This is a genomic window from Alteromonas alvinellae, from assembly GCF_902705805.1.
This window is the reverse complement of record NZ_CACSIH010000114.1, coordinates 32,433-52,328: the sequence shown is the minus strand read 5'-3', so window position 1 is coordinate 52,328 and position 19,896 is coordinate 32,433. Positions and strand designations below refer to the sequence as shown.

General features: G+C 44.1%; 15 protein-coding genes. 5 read left to right on the top strand and 10 right to left on the bottom strand.

What is annotated here, in order from left to right; genetic code table 11:
* Window positions 1–35: 35 nt before the first annotated feature.
* From ACX5KA_RS08395 to ACX5KA_RS08380, 4 genes are all read right to left on the bottom strand, one after another.
* Window positions 36–494: a YaiI/YqxD family protein gene (locus ACX5KA_RS08395; RefSeq protein ID WP_014949724.1), complete on the bottom strand. Its 459-nt coding sequence runs from the start codon at window positions 492–494 to the stop codon at window positions 36–38.
* Window positions 495–519: 25 nt separating this feature from the next.
* On the bottom strand, window positions 520–1,281 hold the full coding sequence (locus tag ACX5KA_RS08390; RefSeq protein ID WP_458730870.1) for an SDR family oxidoreductase: 762 nt from the start codon (window positions 1,279–1,281) through the stop codon (window positions 520–522).
* A 76-nt stretch (window positions 1,282–1,357) separates the two neighbouring features.
* Window positions 1,358–2,125 carry an SDR family NAD(P)-dependent oxidoreductase gene (locus tag ACX5KA_RS08385; protein ID WP_458730869.1) on the bottom strand — a complete coding sequence of 256 codons (768 nt, stop codon included), beginning with the start codon at window positions 2,123–2,125 and terminating at the stop codon, window positions 1,358–1,360.
* 77 nt (window positions 2,126–2,202) lie between these two features.
* Window positions 2,203–4,005, bottom strand: a complete 1,803-nt coding sequence (locus ACX5KA_RS08380; RefSeq protein WP_458730868.1) for an acyl-CoA dehydrogenase — start codon at window positions 4,003–4,005, stop codon at window positions 2,203–2,205.
* A gap of 142 nt (window positions 4,006–4,147) precedes the next feature.
* On the opposite strand from ACX5KA_RS08380, the gene ACX5KA_RS08375 reads away from it, so the two are divergent.
* Window positions 4,148–5,137, top strand: a complete 990-nt coding sequence (locus tag ACX5KA_RS08375; protein WP_458730867.1) for a GlxA family transcriptional regulator — start codon at window positions 4,148–4,150, stop codon at window positions 5,135–5,137.
* A 262-nt stretch (window positions 5,138–5,399) separates the two neighbouring features.
* A complete protein-coding gene (locus ACX5KA_RS08370; RefSeq protein ID WP_458730866.1) occupies window positions 5,400–7,676 on the top strand; it encodes a TonB-dependent receptor in 2,277 nt (758 codons plus the stop codon).
* A gap of 90 nt (window positions 7,677–7,766) precedes the next feature.
* On the opposite strand, the gene ACX5KA_RS08365 is transcribed toward ACX5KA_RS08370, so the two are convergent.
* The 4 genes from ACX5KA_RS08365 to ACX5KA_RS08350 all read right to left on the bottom strand — a co-directional run bounded on the left by ACX5KA_RS08365 (window position 7,767) and on the right by ACX5KA_RS08350 (window position 14,854).
* The gene (locus tag ACX5KA_RS08365) at window positions 7,767–8,123 is read right to left on the bottom strand and encodes a hypothetical protein (RefSeq protein WP_039216442.1); all 357 of its coding nucleotides are present in this window, start codon (window positions 8,121–8,123) and stop codon (window positions 7,767–7,769) included.
* 153 nt (window positions 8,124–8,276) lie between these two features.
* Window positions 8,277–10,439 (bottom strand): prolyl oligopeptidase family serine peptidase, encoded by a 2,163-nt coding sequence (locus ACX5KA_RS08360; RefSeq protein WP_458730865.1) that lies wholly within the window; start codon window positions 10,437–10,439, stop codon window positions 8,277–8,279.
* A gap of 48 nt (window positions 10,440–10,487) precedes the next feature.
* The gene (locus ACX5KA_RS08355) at window positions 10,488–13,622 is read right to left on the bottom strand and encodes an efflux RND transporter permease subunit (RefSeq protein WP_458730864.1); all 3,135 of its coding nucleotides are present in this window, start codon (window positions 13,620–13,622) and stop codon (window positions 10,488–10,490) included.
* On the bottom strand, window positions 13,622–14,854 hold the full coding sequence (locus ACX5KA_RS08350; RefSeq protein ID WP_458730863.1) for an efflux RND transporter periplasmic adaptor subunit: 1,233 nt from the start codon (window positions 14,852–14,854) through the stop codon (window positions 13,622–13,624). The genes ACX5KA_RS08355 and ACX5KA_RS08350 overlap by 1 nt, the downstream gene beginning before the upstream one ends.
* 381 nt (window positions 14,855–15,235) lie before the next feature.
* Here ACX5KA_RS08350 and ACX5KA_RS08345 point away from each other — a divergent pair, with 381 nt between their 5' ends.
* The gene (locus ACX5KA_RS08345; RefSeq protein WP_039216445.1) at window positions 15,236–15,544 is read left to right on the top strand and encodes an isoamylase early set domain-containing protein; all 309 of its coding nucleotides are present in this window, start codon (window positions 15,236–15,238) and stop codon (window positions 15,542–15,544) included.
* Window positions 15,545–15,661: 117 nt separating this feature from the next.
* Here ACX5KA_RS08345 and ACX5KA_RS08340 read toward each other — a convergent pair whose 3' ends face one another.
* Entirely contained in the window at window positions 15,662–16,594 is a 933-nt protein-coding gene (locus tag ACX5KA_RS08340; protein ID WP_458730862.1) for an electron transfer flavoprotein subunit alpha/FixB family protein, read from the bottom strand.
* Window positions 16,591–17,343, bottom strand: coding sequence for an electron transfer flavoprotein subunit beta/FixA family protein (locus ACX5KA_RS08335; protein WP_039216447.1), 753 nt, complete (start codon window positions 17,341–17,343; stop codon window positions 16,591–16,593). Before ACX5KA_RS08335 ends, ACX5KA_RS08340 begins: the two co-directional genes overlap by 4 nt.
* A gap of 371 nt (window positions 17,344–17,714) precedes the next feature.
* Between ACX5KA_RS08335 and ACX5KA_RS08330 the strand changes: the two genes are divergently transcribed.
* The gene (locus ACX5KA_RS08330; protein ID WP_458730861.1) at window positions 17,715–19,364 is read left to right on the top strand and encodes an electron transfer flavoprotein-ubiquinone oxidoreductase; all 1,650 of its coding nucleotides are present in this window, start codon (window positions 17,715–17,717) and stop codon (window positions 19,362–19,364) included.
* A 122-nt stretch (window positions 19,365–19,486) separates the two neighbouring features.
* Window positions 19,487–19,885, top strand: coding sequence for an H-NS histone family protein (locus tag ACX5KA_RS08325; protein WP_039216449.1), 399 nt, complete (start codon window positions 19,487–19,489; stop codon window positions 19,883–19,885).
* Window positions 19,886–19,896 lie beyond the last annotated feature (11 nt).

Sequence of the window (19,896 nt, the reverse complement as noted above, 5' to 3'; positions counted from 1 at the left end):
TTTGTGGGGATACCTCAGACTCTGACCCCACTATTTTATTTGAGGTTGCGGAGGCCTTGGGTGAGGAGTCGGTCTAGTGCGTTGGCGAAGTTTTGTTTGTCACGTTGGGAGAAGGCTTTTGGGCCGCCTGTGTGTTCGCCGCTTGAGCGCATAGTTTCCATGAAATCACGCATGCCCAGTATCTGCTTAATAGACGACTTATCGTATTCTTCACCACGATTATTTAATGCTAGCGCATTTTTTGCCAGTACATCAGCGGCCAATGGAATGTCATTGGTAATCACCAAGTCGCCCGCTTCACACTTCTCTACTATATAGTCGTCAGCAGCATCAAACCCTGAGGGAACTTGCGTTAAGGTTATGTGCTTGTCTGGTGGAACAGACATAGAATGGTTAGCCACCAAAGACAAAGGCAGCTTGGTACGTCTGGCTGCCTTAAAAAGAATGTCTTTGATCACTGCAGGGCACGCGTCGGCGTCAACCCATATATGCATGGTCGTATCTCGTAACTGTATCTAATTACGCTAGCATACCACCATCTACCACCACTGTCGTGCCAGTTGTGTAGGTTGAAGCGTCTGATACTAAATACAATACCGTGCCCGCCATTTCATCTGGGTCAGCGACACGACCTAGTGGAATAACTTTGAGCGCGTGCTTCAAGATTTGCTCGTTAGTTGTTAACGCTGACGCAAATTTAGTATCGGTTAAACCTGGCAATAATGCGTTTACGCGAATGTTCAAGCTACCGCACTCTTTTGCAAATGACTTAGTCATGCTGATAACCGCAGCTTTCGTTATAGAATAAATCCCCTGCATGTCGCCCGGTGTTACACCATTTACCGATGCCGTGTTGAGAATGACGCCACCACCCTGCTCTTTCATGATTTTGCCAGCTTCAATCGACATGAAGAAGTAGCCACGAATATTGACGTCTACAGTTTTATTGTAGGCGCCAAGATCAGTATCTAAGATATGCCCAAAGTAAGGATTGGCTGCCGCGTTGTTTACTAGAATATCCAATTTTCCAAAATCCCGTTTAATGACGTTAAATGCTTCTGTAATTTGCTCCATCTCACCCACATGACACGCTAGCGCTGTCGCCTTACCACCTGCGTCACGAATTGAAGAAGCCACGGCTTCACAGCCGTCAATTTTGCGGCTTGATACAATTACATGCGCGCCATACTGGGCAAGCAAACGGGCAATAGACTCACCGATACCGCGACTTGCACCTGTAACCAGTGCCACTTTTCCTGTTAAATCAAAAAGGTTCTTCATTGTCATATCCTTAATTCTTGCTGATAAAGTGCTGTGTGCTTAATTTCTCTTATTAACGCTTGTTACGGTGCCTGCTCTAGGCCAACATACCACCGTCGAGTACTACTGACTGACCCGTCATGAATGACGACTCATCACTACACAACCAAGCAATGGCATTAGCAATCTCTTCTGGTTTACCCAAACGCTTCATTGGATTGGCGCCAATAAGCCCTTTTTGGCCTCGTTCATCCAATTTTGATAAAACGCCTTGAACCATAGGCGTATCGACAAAACTAGGACATACTGCGTTGATGCGGATATTCGCTCGCGCGTACTCCACCGCCGCCGATTTTGTCAGCCCTATTACTCCGTGCTTAGACGCACTATAAGCACTTATCATGGGCGCTGAACGCAAACCTGCTACTGATGCGATATTAATAATGTGACCGCCACCTGTTGCCGTCATGTGCTTCAGTGCGTTTTTCATGCAGTACCACACACCAGCTAAGTTGACCTGAATGTTTTTCATGAACATTGCGTCGTCGACTTCGGTGAGTGGCGCAGGAAAATGATCGATACCCGCGTTGTTAATGATCACGTCAATCTTTTCATGGTGAGAAAGCGCAGTATCAAACATCGCGTTGACTTGAACAGGTTCGGTAACATCAACAGCAACTGCATATGCTTTACCACCAGCTGCAATAATTTCTCTAGCTAACGCATTCGCGTTATCTTCGTTTAAGTCGGCAATTCCAACAATTGCACCCCGTGCACTTAATACGCGGGCCGATGCAGCGCCTATCCCCGAGCCACCACCAGTAATAAGAATGTGTTTACCTTCAACATTTGCAGCTACATTCATTAGCTGTACTCCAATTTCGTGAACAAGCGCAACGCTGTTAAATAAAGGTCACTGCGCATGCTCTTTGTTTTGAATGATTAAAAATAACTCGCTTTTACGTTGTTACACGTTGCCTCGCGTGAAGAAAGCACTTCAATATCGCGACTGACCAGCGGTAATTCCCAATTTAAGAAGTATTCCGCGGCCGCTAATTTACCTTCATAAAAATCAGCATCTTGCTCGCCTGCACCGTTAGCGAGTGCTTGTTCGGCAACATTTGCCTGGCGCAGCCAAATCCAGCTCACCACACAACTTGAAAATACATTTAAGAAGCAACTCGCATTGGTTAACAAAACTGGTTGCTTATCTGAACGCAGATCTGCCGCTGCTTGTTGGATTAAACCGCCAAGCTGATCTAGATAAGGTTTTAATTTTGCAACCAGCGCCTTTGCTCTTGGCGTTTCTGCGCGCTTCATATCACTGGTTACACGAGAAAGCAGCACCTGAAGACCTTTGCCGTCGTGCTGCCATAACTTTCTTCCTAGCAGGTCTAACGCCTGAATACCATTTGTGCCCTCGTGAATTGGGTTTAAGCGATTATCTCGCCAGCACTGCTCAACAGGATATTCACGGGTGTAGCCCGCACCACCTAGAATTTGAATAGCCAAATCGTTGGCTTTAGGGCCAAACTCCGAAGGCCATGCTTTGAACACGGGTGTTAAAAGATCTAAAAGCTGAGAAAGCTCGGTGCGCTTTTCGCTGTCAGTTTCTGTCTCCATCTCATCGATGAGCATGCTGCCGTACAAGCAGAGGGACATACCGCCTTCACAGTAGGCCTTTTGCGCTAGCAACATACGTCGCACGTCACCGTGATTGATAATAGGTGTTGGCTCATCTTCTGGTGCGAGATTTGGCGCGGCACGACCTTGTGTACGGTCTTTGGCATATTCTAGTGAGTAACGGTACCCGCGATATCCTATCATGGCAGCACCATAGCCCACGCCAATGCGTGCTTCGTTCATCATCATGAACATGTAGCGCAAACCTTGGTGTGGCTCGCCAATAAGGTAGCCGTGGCAGTCACCATTTTCGCCAAAGGTTAGTGCGGTTGAAGTTGTACCTCGGTAGCCCATTTTGTGGATGAGGCCAGCAAGGGTAACGTCGTTGCGCACATCTGGGTTGCCGTCAGCGTCGAGGCGGTATTTAGGTACAGCAAATAAGGAGATGCCTTTTACACCAGCTGGGCCACCTGGAATTTTCGCCAACACCAAATGTACGATGTTGTTAGAAAGCTCATGCTCACCACCTGAGATATAAATCTTGCTGCCTTTGATTCGATACGTACCATCATCTTGCGGCCTTGCAGATGTACGAATATCAGCAAGTGACGAACCGGCATGGGGCTCAGTAAGTGCCATGGTTCCAGTGAAATCACCCGCTAGCATTTTTGATAAAAACGCACTTTTGATATCTTCAGAGGCAAAGTGTTTAATGACATTAGCAGCCGCTGCAGTTAAGAAAGGATAAGCAGTTGACGATGGGTTAGCCGCCAAGAAGTAGCCCGCACAGGCATTCATAACGGTAACAGGAAGCTGCATACCGCCATCTTCAAAATCAAAATGACCCGCGATAAACCCAGACTCTCTATATGTGTCAAAAGCCACTTTTACGTCATCAATCATAGAGACTTTGGTGCCGTCAAAAGTAGGCTCATTTTTATCAGCAACAGCGTTATGAGGAAGAAACAGTTCTTCTGCCATCTTCTCAGCCATGTCGATAACGGCGTTGAAAGTTTCCACATTGTGCTCTTCGAAGCGTGCTTTTTCACATAAGGCAGCGGTATTTAAAACTTCGTACAGCTGAAATTGCATTTCACGGCGGGGAATAAGTTGGTCGGCCATGGTGTCCTGTCCTCTACGAATACTTGTTAACACATTGTGTCATATTCGTTATCGTGCCATTATTGTCATTAATGACACAATAATGGCCAATCACGCCAACAATCACTGAGCTTTATATTACTTTATAACTCGAATTATTTTTATGAATGACACGAAATTCACCGTGACCGTACTCGGATTTAATCAAGCGCTAGCATCTGCCATTACGGGAGCCCTCGATGTATTTGCTTTCGCAGGTATTAGTTGGCAGCGAATACACAGCTTACCGACCAGCCCACAGTTCAAAGTACAGTTGGCCAGTCACCACGGGCAGCCTATTCTCTGCTCTAATCAGGTAATATTGCAGCCAAATATCGCCATTGAAGATGTGTCGCACACCGACATTCTGTTAATTCCAACAATTGGTGGCGATATTGATGAAGTGCTAGAAAGCACAGCGCCTCTGCTTGTACATATAAGGCGCCTTCAAAAGATGGGGGCCGACATCGCGGCCAATTGCACAGGCACTTTTCTTTTGGCCCAATCCGAACTACTAAACAATAAAACTGCCACCACCCACTGGGGGTATGCAGATAAATTTAAGACCATGTACCCTACCGTAAACTTACAACCCGAGAAAATGGTCACTGAAGACGATACAGTGTTTTGTGCAGGCGGCGGCATGGCGTGGATTGATTTATCTATCTTGTTGATAGAACGCTATTGTGGCCATCAAATTGCCAGTGATACGGCAAAATCCCACGTGTTAGATGTGTCTAGAACGAGCCAAACTGTTTACGCGAGCAGTCGTCAGAGGCATTTTCACTCAGACAAGGACATTAAAGCAGTGCAATCCTTCTTAGAGAAAAACGTGCAGAACAAATTTACGCTCGGCGAATTAGCGCAAAGGCATAATATGACCGAACGTACACTTATACGCCGTTTTAAAAACGCGTGTGATATTACACCAGGTCAGTATTTACAGTCGCTACGCATTGAGCATGCGAGAAAGCTTTTGGAAACCTCCGGGATGCCGTTAGAGCGCTTAATCAGCGCCGTGGGATATGAAGACCTTAGTTCTTTCACACGTCTCTTTAAAAAAACTACTGGATTATCACCATCTCAGTATCGTGCAAAATTCAAGCGCAGCTAGGATCTGGTGGAATGCTTTTATATAAAACGCACCAAAAAATATCTTTGTTCTAAGACAAATGTTCCACGCCTGTGCACAAAGGCGTTTTGAGTACATGCGCTCTAACTAATATTGTGCATTTGCGATGAAAAACGCGTCGTATTGCACAAATTTGAAGTTTTTACGCAAAAGTTTGTGTAAAATGCAGCGCCAAGCATAGATTGTTAATTTTTGTGCTAAAAACACTACAAAAGTATAAATTTAAAATCATCTTGGTGGAAACATGAGAACACACAAAATCGCCACACTAGCGTTAGCCGTTAGTGCTGCGTTCAGCTCTTCAGTTCTTGCACAAGAGGCCGCGACGACAGAAAAAAAAGAAGCCTCACTTGAACAGATTACCGTTACTGCGCAAAAGCGTACTCAGTCAATTCAGGAAGTACCTATTTCTGTTGCGACGCTAAGCGGTGAGAAATTCGAAAGCCTTTTCTCTGGCGGTGAAGATATTCTTGCTCTAGCAGTTCGTGTACCTGGTCTTTATGCTGAGTCATCAAATGGTCGTGTTGCACCGCGTTTTTATATTCGTGGTCTAGGTAACACCGACTTCGACCTTGCTGCATCACAACCTGTTTCTATTATCATGGACGAAGTGGTAATGGAAAACGTGGTACTTAAAAGCTTCCCGCTTTTCGACGTTCAACAAGTTGAAGTACTGCGCGGTCCACAAGGCACATTATTCGGTCGTAACACTACAGCCGGCATAATTAAATTTGACACCGTTAAACCTACACAAGATGTTGAAGGTTATGCGAAAGCTGGCTTTGGTTCATACGGAACTATGAATTTTGAAGGCGCGATTAGCGGCGGTCTTACTGACGAGCTTTCAGCGCGTTTATCGCTACTATCGCAAGAACGCGACGATTACATCAATAATGCCTTCACCGGAGAAAACGATGCCATCGGTGGTTACGACGAAAAAGCCTACCGTCTACAGCTTCTTTGGGAGCCGTCTGCTGACTTTTCTGCTTTGCTAAACGTACACGGCCGCGAGCTTGAAGGTACAGCGTCTATTTTCCGCGCTAACGTGTTTACTAAAGGCAGCAACGAGCTTAACGAAAACTACGATCGCGAAACTGTATTCTATGACGGCGATCTTCAAGGCGACGGCATTGATAACAACCCACAAGAATACGACGGTTTTGGTGCTTCACTTAAATTAGAGTACGATATGGATGAAGTTACATTCACGTCGATCTCAGCCATTGAAACAGCTGAAGGCTCTAGCCTAGGTGACGTTGATGGTGGCTTTAATCGTGCTGACGGCACTTCAGGCCCTGGGTTTATTCCTTTCTCTGCGGTAACGCAAGATAACCTTGACGACCTAGAGCAATACACCCAAGAATTCAGATTTTCAAGCAACACGCGCGATGCTTTGAACTGGCAGCTAGGTGCGTTCTACTATGACGCATCGTTTAACGTTACCAGCATCGACGGATTCTTTGGTGCAACAACCGTATTCCATGAAAACCAAACATGGGCGGTATTCGGTCAGACGTCTTATCAAGTTAACGAAAAACTAAACGTTACGGGCGGTATTCGTTACACCCATGACTCAAAAAGTTTAGTAGTCGGCGATCAAAACGTTGACGGTTTTGCTCTAGTAATTGGCGCTGCTCAAGTTCAAGACTATGAAGACATTGACGTAGATGACGGTCAAACGAGCTTTGAATTAAGCGCAAACTACCGCGTTACTGATGATATGTCTGTTTTTGCTCGCTACGCTAATGGCTTCCGTGCTCAAACAATTCAAGGCCGCGATGTTGCATTCGAGGGCTCGCCTTCCGTTGCAGATGCAGAAACCATCAACTCATTTGAACTTGGTATTAAGTCGGACTTGTTCGATGATTCACTACGTCTAAACGCAGCAGCATTCTACTACACAGTAGATGACATGCAGTTCTCAGCAATCGGTGGTGGCAACAACTTTACTGCGCTTGTAAACGCAGACAAAGGCGAAGCGTATGGTTTTGAAGTAGACGCACAGTGGCTAGCTACTGATGAGCTAACGTTTACAGCAGGTTACAGCTATAACCACACTGAAATTAAAGATGACTCTTTAACTGTTTCACCGTGTGGAACAAGTGCTGCTGATGGATTTACCGGTAACTGTACGGTAACGGACCCTCGTCCAGACGGCTTCGTGGCCTCTATCGACGGTAACCCATTCCCTCAAGCGCCAGAGTCTATCTTTAACTTCACAGCACGCTACACCATCCCTATGGGTGATGATGGCGAGTTCTTCGTATTTACTGATTGGGCGTTCCAAGGTAAAACAAACATCTTCCTATACGAAGCGGTTGAGTTCACTACTGACGACAACTTTGAAGGCGGTCTACGTATTGGTTACGAAAACTTCGCGCACAACTACACGGTAGCGCTATTTGGTCGTAACATTACTGACGAAAACAATGTTAAAGGTGCAATCGACTTCAACAACCTTACAGGTATCGTAAATGAGCCGCGCATTTGGGGTGTTGAGTTCAAGTACACTTACTATTAAGCAAAGATAAGTAGCTACTTTCATTTATTGTGGCTATTGAGATTATCAAAAGCGGTGGCGTTGAAAAACGGCACCGCTTTTTTATGTCTATCATGCCGCCATATGAATATCAGACGTAGGCATTTGCACTAGCTGCTGCAGTTTTCTACAAACCTGCACCCAGCGCGCGACTTTTTGATAGTAGACTTGCTCTATCAATTGCCCTTTTTCATCAAACAGAAAGCTTGCTAACTTCCCTTTATTACTCGGCATATAAAAGTGGTGCACGGTAAACTGCTTTGATAATGGGGCATGTGCCACTTTTTGATACATACAAAATGGCAATGCGTTAGCGCGCTCATCGCCACCGGTTAGGCGAGTACGGCGTTGAAACGTGTCTGCACCTAAATCAGCCATAATGCCGTGTTTTGAAATAAGTTGATCAACCGCTTTAATGCCTGTTTGCATAATTTTCTCCTAAAGGTTGTGCAAAATCGCCCAACCAAATAAGACTCAAAATAAACCATACTGATATTTATACAGTATATGTTCATTTGTTTAAAATGCAAACAAAAAAGCCGCTTTTTAAAGCGGCTTCTATTTAATAGCAGTATATATGCGCTAGTTGAGAGCGGATTCCAAAAAGGCCCACTGGTCGGCATACCCTTCTATTTGCATCCATGTTGGCGTACCCGCACCGTGACCAGCTCGAGTTTCAACACGAAGCAGAACTGGGTTATCACAGCTTTGGTCAGCCTGTAGTTGAGCTGCAAATTTATAGCTGTGCCACGGCACAACACGGTCGTCGTGATCACCGGTAGTAACTAATGTAGCTGGGTAGCACGTGCCCGGCTTAGTGTTGTGAAGTGGCGAATAAGCATAAAGCGCTTCAAATTCGTCTTTGTTTTCACTTAACCCATAATCAGAGGACCAGGCTCGCGCATTTGCACTTGGCGTGTGATAGCGCAGCATATCTAATACACCGACTGCTGGTAAAGCGGCAGAGAAGAGATCCGGGCGCTGTGTTAAGGTCGCACCAACAAGCAAACCGCCATTTGAGCCCCCCTGAATACCCATTTTCTCTGGCGTGGTATAGCCGCTTTCCACTAAATACTCACCGGCGGCGATAAAGTCATCGAATACGTTTTGCTTATCTAACTTAGTCCCAGCCTTGTGCCACTGCTGCCCATATTCGCCACCACCACGTAAGTTAGCTATGGCTAGCACATTACCCTGCTCTACCCATACCATGCGTGATACTGAATAGCGTGGCAGCAGTGAAATATTAAAACCACCATAACCATATAGCAGGGTTTTATTATTGCCATCCAGCTTTAAGCCCTTTTTATGCACAATAAACATGGGCACCTTAGTGCCATCTTTGCTGGTATAAAACACCTGCTTAGTTTCATAATCGTCGTAGTTAATTCCCGTGTCGATTGTTTTGAACAGTGATGATTCGCCACTTTCAATATTATAGGCATAGACCTGACCCGGGTTAGTAAACCCAGTAAGTTTATAAAAAGTGGTATCTGCATTTTTACCGCCATAAAAGCCGCTTACGCTACCGATATCGGAAAACGCAATTTCATCGACCTTTTTGCCGCTTAAATCAAAGACACTTACCTGCCCCTTTACGTCTTTTAGATACTGAGCAAAAAGCTTTTCACCTAAAAGTGAGACACTAGACAAGGTATCTGGAGAACTCTCAATTACAGTGTCTGTTGCTTTAACGCTATTATCAAAAGTGACTTTGATAACCTTACCTGTTGGCGCGCCTGCAGTAGACTTAAAAAATAGCGCATTTTGTTGTTCGCCGATTAAATCGTAACGCCCATCCCACTTATCGAAAACGGGAACAAGTTCACTGTTTTCTTTTTCAAGAGATTTAGCGTAGACACCATTAGCCTGGTACCCCTCGAAAACGGATATAAGCAACGTTTTTCCGTCTTGCACAACTGATGGGTATGGGTTCCAAGTGGGTTTATTATCAAAAGCAAAGACCTTTTTATCTGCGCTTTGCTTCGTACCCATAGCGTGAAAATAGATAGATACGGTTTGGCTATCATCGTATTTGCCTGACTCATTTTTAGGATAACGAGAATAGAAAAAACCGCTTTCATCGGGCAACCACGCAATATTTGAAAACTTAATGCCTTCAATGGTGTCGGTTAAGTCTGTTTTGCTGCTGGTGTTACGAACGTGGATAGTTTTCCAGTCGGTACCGCCGTCAGACAGCATATAGGCAAGATATGAAGCTTTAGGGCTAAGTTCAGTCGACGCCATTGAAACGGTGCCGTCATCACTCAATGTATTCGGATCGATAAGTACTTGAGGTTCATCGTTCACGCCATCAGCCATATAAAGCACGTATTGATTTTGAAGGCCATTGTTATATGAATAAAACAGCTTGCCGTTTACCATATAAGGAGTTGAATACTTTTCGTAGTCCCAAAGTGCGGTTAAGCGTTCCTTGTAAAGCTCTCTAGAAGATAGTTCGGTCAGATAAGGGCGAGCAAGCGCGTTCTGTGAGTCAACCCAAGCCTTTACTTCTTCGCTCTTTTCTTCCTCTAGCCAGCGGTATGGATCGCTGACTATCGTACCGTGGTAGTTATCTTTGTGTGCCACAGTTTTAGTTTCCGGATAACTCGAGATCTTAGGCATGGAGGCGCTATTTACTTCATTTTGCTTCGATGCGGTTGTTTCGTTTTGCGAACTTGTACATGACCAAGTTAGGCCTGCAGATGCTGCAACCACGGCAGCGTATATCAGCTTTTTCTTCATGTTTTATTCCTTTAAAGAAAAATGCCGGTATTACCCGGCATTATCTTTTTAGCTTTCTGTCGTAACTTCTGCGTGTTTTCGACCTTTAAACACATTTTTAAGGTCGTTTAAAATAAGGTACAAAGCGGGCACTAACAGTAAGGTAATCACCGTGGCAAATAAAATACCAAAGGCTAAAGAAATAGCCATGGGGATCACAACTTGAGCCTGAAGACTACGCTCAAATACGATTGGCATAAGACCCATAAAGGTTGTTAATGAAGTCAAGATGATAGCTCTAAAACGCTGTGTACCAGCGCTAATAGCCGCATCCATAAGCGACATGCCTTCTTTACGTGCGCGGTTAACAAAGTCCACCATAATTAAGCTGTCATTAACTACGACACCCGACAATGCGATAATGCCGCAGAATGAAAGTACGCTTACTGCCATCCCCAGTACTAAATGCCCGACAATCGCACCGACAATACCAAAAGGAATGACTGACATAATAATGAAAGGTTGGCTGTAAGACCTAAGCGGTATGGCAAGTAAGGCATAAATAGCAAACAATGCAAACAAGAGCCCTTGCATCAGGCTTACCATAGCATCAGCTTGCTCTTTTGAGTTGCCTTGAAGCTGAAACTCTACACTTGGATAGCGGGCTAGTAGGTCTGGCATCAAATTTTCAATTACATCGTTGGTGACTTCTGATGGATCGAGCAGAGCTTTATCCACTACGGCTGTTACCGTTACCGAACGTTTTCCATCGACACGAATTATCGAATCAAACCCCTGACCCACTGTAAATGTTGCCACTTGCTCAAACGGGACTTCTTGGCCGTTAGGTGCTCGAATTCGCATATTTTCAAGGTGCTCTACAGAGCTTCGCTCCGCTTTAGGATAGCGAACCATAACCTTGATTTCTTCATCATCTCGCTGAATACGCTGAACTTCTGCACCGTAAAAACCAAAGCGAACTTGCTGCCCTAGGTCGCGAAGTGAAATACCTAAAGCATCAGCCTGAGGCTTCAATGCTAACTGAATTTCTTCACTGCCGCCTGAGAAAGTATCGTTGATGTCAGTGACGCCTTCGTATTTGTCTAACGCCTCTTTTAGCTGGTCACTGATTGCTCGAAGCGCTTTAATATCGCTAGAACTAAATTCAAAGCTAAGGTCAGAGCCGCCCCCAGGCCCTCCCGGTGAACTAATATTGAACGACTTTACCCCAGGAATTTCGGGTAGCTCTTGACGCCACAAGTCTTGAATCTCGAAATCAGTCAGCGTACGGGTTTCCCCCTTGGTAAGCTCCGCAAAAATTTCACCACCTAGATTGCCATTATCAAAGGCGATGGCGTGCTTAATGACATTTTCCCCCGTCTCTTCTGCGACTTTGTCATCCATGCGGTGCATAGCTTCACGAAGTGTAGTTAGTACCTTGTCTCGCTGCTCAAGTGACGAACCAGGCTCTAACTCAAAGCTGGCCATCATAAAGTCACTAGGAATACTCGGGAAGAATACGAAGCGCACGATGCCACCACCGAATAGCCCCACAGTAAGAATAAGCATCGCCAAAAAAACGGCCACTGTAGTGTAGCGATTGCGTATTGCTTTTGCTAAAAACGGCGCATACTTATTATTAATGAATGTCTTTATGCCTTCACTAAAGAAGTCTCGAAACTTTTGGAACGCGTTAGCTTTTTGCGGATCATAAGGCTTAAGCTTCATGTGCACTAAGTGCGCCGGAAGGATTAACTTCGATTCAATAAGCGAGAAAATAAGACAAACGATTACCACTATACCTATGGTTTTCCAGATAATCCCAAATGGACCTGATACCATAAGCATAGGTGAAAACGCAGCAATAGTGGTTAAGACACCAAAAGTTGCGGGCATAGCAACTTTTTTAACGCCAGCTATAACGTTGTCAGCACTATGCCCTTTTTTATCGATCTCAGAGTAAGCCGATTCACCCATAATAATTGCATCGTCGACCACAATCCCCAGTACAAGAATGAATGCGAATAGACTCAGCATGTTGATGGAAACACCAACCATATCTAAAGGCATTACCAGCAAGGTGCCAAGAAAGCAGACTGGCAAGCCCACAATTACCCAGAACGCGAGCTTAATTTTCAAAAACAGTGAAAGAACTAAGAATACAAGCAGTGCACCGAAAAACATATTTTCAAGCATCATGTTCAGTCGGTCAGCCAAATAGAAAGAGCTATCCCCCCATGTATCGGCAGTGATGTGTGCTGGAAATTCCGATTTTTGACTGTCAATGTAAGCGTTAACTTGCTCTGAAATTTCTAACGCGTTTTGGTCTCCTACCGCTTGTACCCGAAGACTTACCGCTGGTTTATCATCGAAGAGCGCATATTGATTATTCTCAATAAAACCATCGTTGATATAGGCTACGTCACCAAGCATAACGCGCGTCCCGTTAGCGTTTGTTACAAGAACAATTTGTGAAAAGTCCCAGCCAGTATAGGCCTGTCCTTTTGTTCTAAGCAGTATATCGCCGTTTTCAGTGCGAATTGAGCCACCGGGTAAGTCCACACTGGTTTGACTTAAACGCGCCACCACATCAGCAAACGTAAGATTGTACTTTTGCAAGTCAACTTCAGATAGCTCAACAGAAATTTCATAGTCTCTTGCGCCAACCACCTGAACACTTGAAATACCTGGCAAATTAGCAATGTCGTCGCGTAAGTCTTTAGCAAATTCCTTAAGCTCCCTTTCAGAAGCATCACCGTAGACTGATAGCCATATCACGTCTTGTTGAATCTTTTGACGATAAATAACAGGCTTTTCAGTATCTGCAGGAAAGCTTGGAATAGCGTCTACTTGGACTTTCACTTCATCAAGTAGTGACTGAACATCGTAATCTTCTTCAACTTGTATACTCACTGTTCCCATGCCTTCAACGGCGGTCGAGTTGAGTTGTTTTATGCCTTCTAAATCTTTTATAGCCTCTTCAATTTTAAGGAGTACCCCTTCTTCAACTTCTTGAGGCGCTGCACCCAGATAGGGTACACGAACGCTAATAACGTCTATTTCAAAGCTTGGAAATACTTGTTTTTGTATACTAAAAGCACTGAACAAGCCGCCCACAATAAGCAAAATCATTAGCAAATTTGCTGCTACATTATTGCGTGCAAACCAGGCAATAATGCCTTTATTAGTATCGATGCGACTCATTAGTTTTCACCTTCCGAGCGTTCACTTTCCACCTTTTCAGAGCTATCGGAGATATCCGCTTCGGCAGTATCGGCAAGTACGGGCTCATCACCGGGAAGTCGAACTTTCATCCCGTTATATGGGTTAGGTACAGCACTAGTTACCACTAAGGCTCCCTCAGTTATACCAGAGCGCACGAACACCTCTTTTGCGGTTGTGCGTGCAACCTCTACAGGTTTAATTTCTATTTCACGGTTGTCGTTAACAGTCAAAACCGTATTGTCTAAACGCAATATACTGCGGGGAAGCACCACAAGCTCTTCGTTTTGACGAGACGTAATTTCAGCTTCAACGAATTGACCAAAACGCAAAGGTGACTTGTGTGAAGACTTCAAGTTGTATGGGTCTCTCACCTCTACGATGGCGTACACTACGCGGCTGCCCGTATCTAATATACCTTCGGAACGCACCAGCTTACCTTCCCAAGTTCGCTTCATCCCCCCTACAGAAGCTGTTAACGTAACCGGAGCACTGTCACTAGACTGCCCCGCAATGTTAATAAACATCAAATCGCTGTCAGTGATAGGCAACCTTACTTCAGCAGTATCAGTTGAATAAATCGTACCAAGCACGGAGCCCATCGCCACAAACTGACCAAGGTCGATATTGCGCTCAACCACAATACCGTTATAAGGGGCGGTAATCTGCGTTCTGGCCAAGTTGCGCTTGGCGCGCTCTAACTTCGCTTCTGCTGCTTTAACGTTTGCTTGTTCTTTTGCCAACTGCGGTTTTCTTAAACCTAACTCTGGAGGAGCTACACTGCTGACCGAACGCCATTCTTGCTCGGCCACTTTACCCCGTGCGATTTCCTCTTGAAGCGCAGCCTGAGCTTGGGCCAGTTCTGCTTCGGCAAGCTTAAGGTCAGTGCGGTAATCATCTTGTTCAAGTGTTGCCAACACGTCGCCTTTCTTAAACGTGCCACCTGCAATAAACACATCAGATAAACTGATCACTTGCCCACTCACTTGTGCACTTAATGCGGTTTTATTTCGGGGCACCACATTACCTTGAGACTTAACAATGAAATTTACGGGCTCTGCAAAGACTTCTTTTGCATCAACAAGGAAAGCGGGAATTTCTACGGGAGCTTGTTCGGGCGGCTTGCGTGACTTTATCATAACGGTAGCCGCTACGAATGCGACCAACAATATGACTAATGGAAGACCACTTTTCATCAACATGGAGTTTTTCATTTACTATCCCTAGGAACGAAGGCAAGCAGCGTGAATGAGGTTGGCGCAGCGACTCACTGCACGCATCATTAAACACCCGATAACCGACTAAATTCTATTATTATTGTTACAACACTAGTGTACTAATTTTATGTTTTGCGTGCCCAATTTAGATTGTTAAATTTTGTGTCTATTTATTGTTTTCAATGTGCACACTTAAATCAGCTTTCCTAATATAAAAAATTATCAAAAGAATACAAAGTAAGATTGATAATTATCAGTTTTTCGTTGATTATTTAATCACTCATTGATTATGAGTTAACCGACGGCTGCTAGTTAAGTGCAGTCTTAACAGATTGTAGCCTCGGAAATGATTTCGCTACGTTGAAGGGAAAACACATTATGAGTCTTAAGAAACAATACCTTAAATCAAAACCTCTGTGCAAAGTGACATTTCGACTTAATGCGGAAGCGGCGAAGGACGCCAAAGAAGCATCGCTGTGCGGAGATTTTACTGACTGGAAGTCACAGCCACTTACGATGAAAAAATTGAAAAGTGGTGATTTCACGTTAACGGTAGATTTGGAGAAAGATCACGAGTACCAGTTCCGTTATCTGCTTGACGGAGAGAAGTGGGAAAACGACTGGGAAGCCGATGCTTATATTCCCTCACCTGTTAGCATTGAAGATAATTCAGTTGTGCGCGTTTAACTCATTGCTTTAAAAATAGAACATGCCTGTAATACCTCTGGGCGTAGAATAACAATTCCCTACAAAAAAGGCTGCAAGAATGCAGCCTTTCGTTTTATTATCGTTTATAGACGCAGATTAAAGAGAGCCTTCCAACTCTGGTAATACGTCAAACAAGTCACCTACTAACCCGTAGTCGGCAACCTGGAAAATTGGCGCTTCTTCGTCTTTGTTGATAGCAACAATAACTTTAGAGTCTTTCATACCCGCAAGGTGCTGAATAGCCCCTGAAATACCAACAGCGATATAAAGTTGAGGCGCAACAATTTTGCCTGTTTGGCCCACCTGCATATCGTTTGGAACAAAGCCAGCATCTACCGCAGCGCGTGATGCACCAATGGCTGCACCAAGCTTGTCTGCAATACCTTCAAGAAGCTTGAAGTTGTCACCGTTTTGCATACCGCGGCCACCTGAAATAACGACTTCTGCAGCAGTAAGTTCAGGACGCTCTGATTCAGTAAGCTCTGCTGAAACGAAGTCAGACTTCTCACTACCTTTAACAACATCAATTGCGGCTACTTCAGCACTACCACCAGTTGCAGTTGCAGCTGCATCGAATGATGCTGCACGAACCGTAATCACCTTTTTTGCGTCAGATGATTGAACGGTAGCAATCGCGTTACCTGCATAAATAGGACGTACAAAAGTATCTTCGCTCTCTACGCCAATAATGTCAGATATTTGAGCAACATCTAACAATGCAGCTACGCGAGGCATAAAGTTTTTACCTGTAGTGGTTGCAGCGGCAACAACATGGCTGTAGTCGCCAGCAAGTTCTACTACTAGGTCAGCCGTATTCTCAGCAAGCTGGTACTTATAAACCGCATTGTCAGCAACAAGTACTTTTGCTACGCCGTCAATTTGCGCTGCTGCTTCAGCTACCGCTTGGCAACCTTCACCCGCTACTAATACATGGATATCACCACCCATTTTTTGTGCGGCGTTTACAAGCTTATGCGTTTCAGTCTTTAAGCTTGCATTGTCGTGTTCTGCATATACGAGTACGCTCATGAGATCACCTTTGCTTCATTCTTTAACTTATCTACCAACTCAGCAACGTCTGCTACTTTAATGCCACCTTCACGCTGAGGCGGAGGTGTAACTTTGAGTACCTTTACGTTTGATTCAAGCGCAACACCAAAGTCTGCCGCAGCTTTAACATCAAGAGGCTTACGCTTTGCTTTCATAATATTTGGAAGCGATGCATAACGCGGTTCATTCAAACGAAGATCTGTCGTTACAACAGCTGGAAGCGAAAGTGCAACCGTTTGAAGGCCACCGTCAATTTCACGTGTTACATTCACCTTCTCGCCATCTACAACCACTTCTGATGCGAAGGTACCTTGAGGCATACCTGTTAGCGCTGCAAGCATCTGACCAGTTTGGTTGTTGTCAGAGTCAATGCTCTGCTTACCAAGAATAACAAGTTGAGGCTGTTCTTCTTCAACCACTTTCGCCAAAAGCTTTGCCACTTGAAGTGAATCAAGATTTTGGTCGGTATCAATTTGGATACCACGATCAGCACCTAGGGCAAGTGCTGTGCGTATTTGTTCTTGGCAGCTTTTGTCACCAATTGAAACAACAACGATTTCCGTTGCCACGCCTTTTTCTTTTAATCGAACGGCTTCTTCAACAGCAATTTCACAAAAAGGGTTAATGGCCATTTTCGCGTTTGTAAGATCTACGCCTGATTCATCAGCCTTCACTCTTACCTTAACGTTGTAGTCGATCGCGCGTTTGACCGGTACGAGTATTTTCATATTTACCTCAATTGTTGAGTTCGTCAGTGCTAATTACGTTTCATTAATAATTAACTATTAATAATTAAAAACGTATTACTTCACCACGCTTTTTGAAACTTTAACAATGTGCTCTACGTTAAAAAAGAATCCGTGGAACGTACGTTTTTTAAAGGCTAGCCTTAAAACGCCGTTAACACCACGTTTACGAGCAGGTATAATACACTGCCAGTTAACGTTAACGTAAACTGCTTTGCAATGTACTTACTGTTGACGTAAACGTCAACCTGCATTACCTTGCAAAACGACAATTAATTTACATGTTTTTGACACAAAGCATTATTTGTTTCATCAATAGTGCATTATAAAAATACAAACATAAGGAGCCTCCCGTGGAACGAGAATCGATGGAGTTTGACGTAGTCATCGTCGGTGCCGGCCCAGCTGGATTATCAACTGCTTGCAAGCTTATGCAGCTTGCGAATGAAAAAGACCAAGAACTTATGGTTTGTGTGGTCGAAAAGGGCTCCGAGGTAGGTGCACATATTCTCTCAGGCGCGGTATTTGAACCTCGTTCTCTTAACGAACTATTTCCCGATTGGAAAGAAAAAGGTGCGCCACTTAACACCCCGGTAACCGAAGACCACATTTATTTACTTAATGATGAAACGTCAGCTAAGAAGTTACCAAACGGCATTACGCCCAAAACTATGCATAATGACGGTAACTATATCGTATCTATGGGTAATGTTAGTCGTTGGCTAGCAGAACAGGCCGAGCAGCTAGGCGTTGAAGTATTCCCCGGTTTCGCAGCTTCTGAAGTTATTTACAACGAAGACGGTAGTGTTGGCGGCGTACTTACCGGTGACATGGGCGTGAGTGAAAATGGCGAACCGAAAGACGGTTACATGCCGGGTATGGAACTACGTGCCAAATACACGGTGTTTGCAGAAGGCTGTCGCGGACACTTAGGAAAAGAGCTGATTTCACACTTCAAATTAGATGAAGATAGTTCACCGCAACACTACGCCATCGGCTTTAAAGAAATTTGGGATATAGATCCATCTAAGCATCAGCCAGGCCTTGTTGTTCACAGTGCAGGCTGGCCATTGGATGATGCCACAGGCGGCAGCTATTTATATCACGCCGAAGATAATCAAGTATTTGTAGGGCTAATTGTCGACCTTAACTACGACAACCCTTATTTGAGCCCGTTTGACGAATTTCAACGCTTAAAACACCACCCTGTTTTTAAACAGTACCTTGAGGGTGGTAAACGTGTATCTTATGGCGCACGTGCAATTGCCAAAGGTGGGTTTAACTCGTTACCTAAGATGACTTTCCCAGGTGGCCTACTGGTTGGTTGTGAAGCAGGCACCCTAAACTTTGCCAAAATTAAAGGTAATCACACGGCCATGAAGTCGGGCATGCTTGCAGCAGAGAGTATTTTTGAAGCCATTTCAGAAAATGCTGAGGCACCAGTAAAAGAGTTAACAAACTTTACAGAGAAATTTAAATCATCGTGGCTATACGACGAATTGTTCCGCTCTCGTAACTTTGGCCCCGCTATCCACAAACTCGGAAATTTCTGGGGTGGCGCATTTAACACGCTAGAGCAAAATATCTTTAATGGTAATTTGTTTTTCACCATGAAAGACGAACATAAAGACTACGCACAGCTTAAAGAAGCGAAAGATGCAAAAGAGATTTCATATCCTAAGCCAGATGGCGTGTTAAGCTTTGATAAATTGTCTTCTGTATTTTTATCTAATACAAATCACGAAGAAGACCAGCCTTGCCACTTAAAATTAAAAGACCCTTCTATTCCTTTGCAGGTTAATTTACCTAAATTTGCAGAGCCAGCACAGCGCTACTGCCCTGCTGGTGTATATGAAGTAATTGAAGAGGAAGGTGAAAAACGGTTCCAAATTAATGCGCAAAACTGTGTTCACTGTAAAACGTGCGACATTAAAGATCCGAGTCAGAATATTAAATGGGTTGTACCAGAGGGTGCTGGAGGCCCGAATTACCCAAATATGTAATTTAATGCGTTATTTAGTTATTTAACTGATATTTTTTAAAAGCGAGCTTAGCTCGCTTTTTTTTTGTGCTACTTTTAATTATTATCTTAAAAAAATTTAGTACAACGTATTAAGGTTAATTAATGAGCGAATTTTTAGATATTTTAACCCATGGAAGACGTTTACAAGGTGCTGTTAAGGAATTAAGCATAGAAGAGCTTGAACAAGTTCAGGAAAAACTTAGCGGTATAATAGAAAAAAGAAAAGAAAAATTACTAGAACAAGAAAAACTAAAAAAAGAAAAGTTAGAAAAACTTGCTGCTATTAAACAGCAAATGGAAGAAGCTGGTCTAAACGTCGAAGATTTACAAGCTTTAGATACCGGCACAAATAAAAACGTAGGTAAGAAGCGCCCTGTTAAATATAAACTTGTGGATGACAATGGCGAAGAGCATTTGTGGACTGGCATTGGTCGTATGCCACGCGTTTACAAAGATGCACTAGATAGCGGCAAATCACTCAACGATTACGCTATTAATTAATATCACTATTT